The organism is Pseudoalteromonas sp. (assembly GCF_041629635.1).
Taxonomy (GTDB): domain Bacteria; phylum Pseudomonadota; class Gammaproteobacteria; order Enterobacterales; family Alteromonadaceae; genus Pseudoalteromonas.
The window spans coordinates 1-3,394 of sequence record NZ_JBFKMX010000227.1 but is presented as its reverse complement, the minus strand read 5'-3'; the positions used below and the strand labels follow the sequence as shown (position 1 = coordinate 3,394).

Annotated in this window: 2 protein-coding genes; both read left to right on the top strand. The window is 43.0% G+C overall.

Annotated features, from left to right (window positions below):
- A partial coding sequence (locus tag ABYD77_RS18365) for an efflux RND transporter periplasmic adaptor subunit (protein WP_372771543.1) occupies positions 1-1,131 on the top strand: 1,131 nt, incomplete at its 5' end.
- A gap of 7 nt (positions 1,132-1,138) precedes the next feature.
- Positions 1,139-3,394 (top strand): efflux RND transporter permease subunit (locus ABYD77_RS18360; RefSeq protein ID WP_372771542.1); only part of this gene is annotated, 2,256 nt, incomplete at its 3' end.

Below are 3,394 nucleotides of genomic sequence, written 5' to 3'. Positions count from 1 at the left end.
AATACAATGACTTCTCCACGCTCATTTAAACAAATTGGACTTTTATTAAGTCTGTTGTTTTTGGTGTTTCACGCTAATGCACAAGTGGTGCGTTTTAGTGAAGCAACCGAACAACAATTACAACCACGCAAACGTGTCGTTGGTACCTTAAAAGCCTTTAATCAAGCCAATGTCGCTTCTGTTGAATCAGGCAAAGTTGTCAATGTACTGGTTAACGAAGGCGATATTGTGACAAAAGGTGTTGTTTTAGCACAATTAGACACCCGTCGTCTTGATGCTGAAAAGCAGCGTTTACAAGCTGAGAAAATGCTTGCTGAGGCGAACCTATCGTTAGCAAAAGCAGAGTTTAAGCAAGCCGAAGAAGATTATTTAGCGTATAGACAATCAGCACAAAAAAGCGCCGTGTCAAAACAGCGCTTAAATCAAAGTAAAACACAAACAATCGCAAATCAAGCCCGTGTGATTGCTGCAACGCAAGCAATTGAAGCGTTAAATGCTCAGCTCGACGCTTTACAAGTTCGCATTGATGATATGTCAATTCGCGCGCCATTTGATGGCCAAGTTACTAGTCGACTCGCAGAGCTTGGGCAATGGTTAGGTAGCGGCGACCATGCTTTTACACTTACCTCACTAAATAAATTAGAAGCTTGGTTGGATGTACCTGAGCGATTTGCTTTCTTAGCTAATAAAGCCCCCTCTGAAATTGCTCTGCAAATTGGTGATGAACTTATGCAAGCGCATAATATTAAAGTACTTAATAGCGTTGATGAGCGAGCGCGTACTTTCCGCGTTATTGGTCAAGTTAATGGTAAAGGCTTAATGCCAGGAATGTCAGTAAGTGCATGGTTACCAGAAGGTGAAAGCAAAACAACGCTGACAGTACCGAAAGATGCACTGGTAAATCGTGGCGGCAACTACTTAGTTTATAAAGTAATTGTGCAAGGCGATAAGCAAATTGCGCAACCTGTTTCGGTTAACGTGCAATTTCATCAAGGTGATAAAGTTGCTATTTTCGCTCCGCAATTAGCACCCAATGACAAGGTGATCACCGAAGGCAATGAACGATTAATGCCAGGCCCTGTGGTTGCTGTAGCCGATGTCTCAAATGGCAATCAACAACATTTAAAGTAGGCACGATATGAAGATTGTAGAAAGTGCGGTTAAACAACCCATAAGTGTTATCGTCGCTGTTATTTTATCGGTATTAGCGGGTATTTTAGCTTTTACTCAAGTCCCAGTACAAATGACGCCATCGGTTGATTCGGTGGTGGTTAGCGTGCGTACCTTTTGGGAAAACGCAAGTCCTGAAGAAATCGAATCAGACGTTGTTATCGAACAGGAAAAAGTGCTGTCAGATGTCAATGGCTTAGTGTCGTTAACCAGTATTAGCCAAACTTCTGCAGCGCAGCTGCGTTTAGAGTTTGAAACTGGCACTGATATTAAACAAGCACAAGCAGAAGTTGTACAAAAACTTAATGAAGTTCCCGCCTACCCTATGGGCGTATCTGAACCGACAGTTGAAGGCGTTGACCCGATGTCGGTGGATTACATCGCCTGGGTTGGCCTTGCTTCAACCGACCCGAGTTTTGACAACACTACCTTGTATGATTTTATGGAGCGTCGATTACGTCCACGCCTTGAAAACATCAAAGGTATTTCAAAAGTGGGAATTTTAGGTGCCCGTGAGCAAGAGCTGCAAATTCAAATTGATCCAATCAAACTTGCTAATTTTGGCATTACTTACAGCCAACTAGTCGACGCCATCCAAATTACCAATAGCAACTACTCTGGTGGTCGGCTACCCGATGGTAAAAATGATATTCGTGTGCGTGCAATGGGGCGTTTTAGCGATGTAGCAACCATTGAAAATATTGTGATCCGTAAAGATAGCCGCGGCCCGGTATATGTAAAAGACATTGCGACAGTACAACTCGACTACAAAGATATGCGTGATTGGGTACGTGCTCGCGGTGTGAAAATGCCATTTTTTAACTTCCAACTGGCGCATGGTGCTAACTTACTTGAAACCATGAACTCGCTAAAAGCTGAAATAGCAGAGCTTAATAAGCCCGATGGCATGCTTGAGCAACATGCTAAAAAGCTTGGTATCAATGGTACGATTGAGCTAGTTACTACCTGGGACTCATCGAGCTATGTAGAAAATGCCATTGATTTAGTACAAAGCAATATTATGGTCGGTGGCTTACTTGCCGTGATTACCCTGCTACTATTTTTACGCTCGCTGCGTACCATTGGTGTTATTGCTATCGCAATTCCAATTTCAGTGATTGCATCTGTGGTAATTTTGGTTGCTCTTGGTCGTTCGATTAACATCGTATCGCTTGCGGGCATGGCCTTTGCGGTAGGTATGGTTGTCGATAATGCCATTGTGGTTATCGAGAATATTTTCCGCCATTTAGAGATGGGCAAAAAGCCGTTTAAAGCCAGTGTTGAAGGTACGCAAGAAGTTGCAGGCGCTGTATTTGCGTCTACCATGACAACACTCGTCGTATTTGTGCCAATTTTAACCATTGCCGACAGCGCAGGTCAGCTTTTTCGCGATATATCACTTGCCATTATGGCTGCAGTCTTTATTAGTTTTGTCGTATCTATCTTAGTTATTCCTGTAGCGGGTGCTTACTTCTTACGTGCTCGCAGTGACTCTAAACAGGTCAAACTAAAAACGGGGAAACTAGCTGAAATTGAGAAAAAAGCAGCACAGCTTCCTAATAAAATTGGCGAACTCTTTATTGCTATTACCAGCACCACCAAACGAAAAGTTACTGTGGTGACTAGCTTTGCAGTTGTTACGCTTGTGGGTATTGCATTACTTATTCCACCACTTGATTATTTACCAAAAGGTAACCGTAACTTTGCCTTTGGTTTTATGGTACCGCCACCAGGCTATAACCTTGATCAAGTCTCTGAAATTGGCGACCGTATTGAAAAAGTGCTCCGCCCTGCATGGGAAGTAACTGGCGATAAATACCAAGCTGAAACAGCGATCCGCGGTGGTGAGCCAGACTTAACGCAAATCGTGCCTGACATTCAATTAATGGATGGCAGCACCATTAAAGCACCAGAAATCGATCACTATTTTTTAGTTGCGATGGATGGTCAAATTCTCCATGGCATGATCCCAAAAGAAGCAGAAAAAACCATTGATGCGGTCGACTTCTTAAACCAAACATTAATGGGCGTAAACGCACCAGATGTGATTGGTTTTGCTTTCCAGTTTCCACTTTTTAATACCGGTGGTACAACAGGTAGCGCGATTCAAATCGATTTGGTAGGTGATGACCTAGAGCAAATCACTAATGGTGCAACAGCCTTGCTATTTAAGTTAATCGGTAATTATGGGCCTTATGCAACCATTCCTGAGCCAGCTAACTTT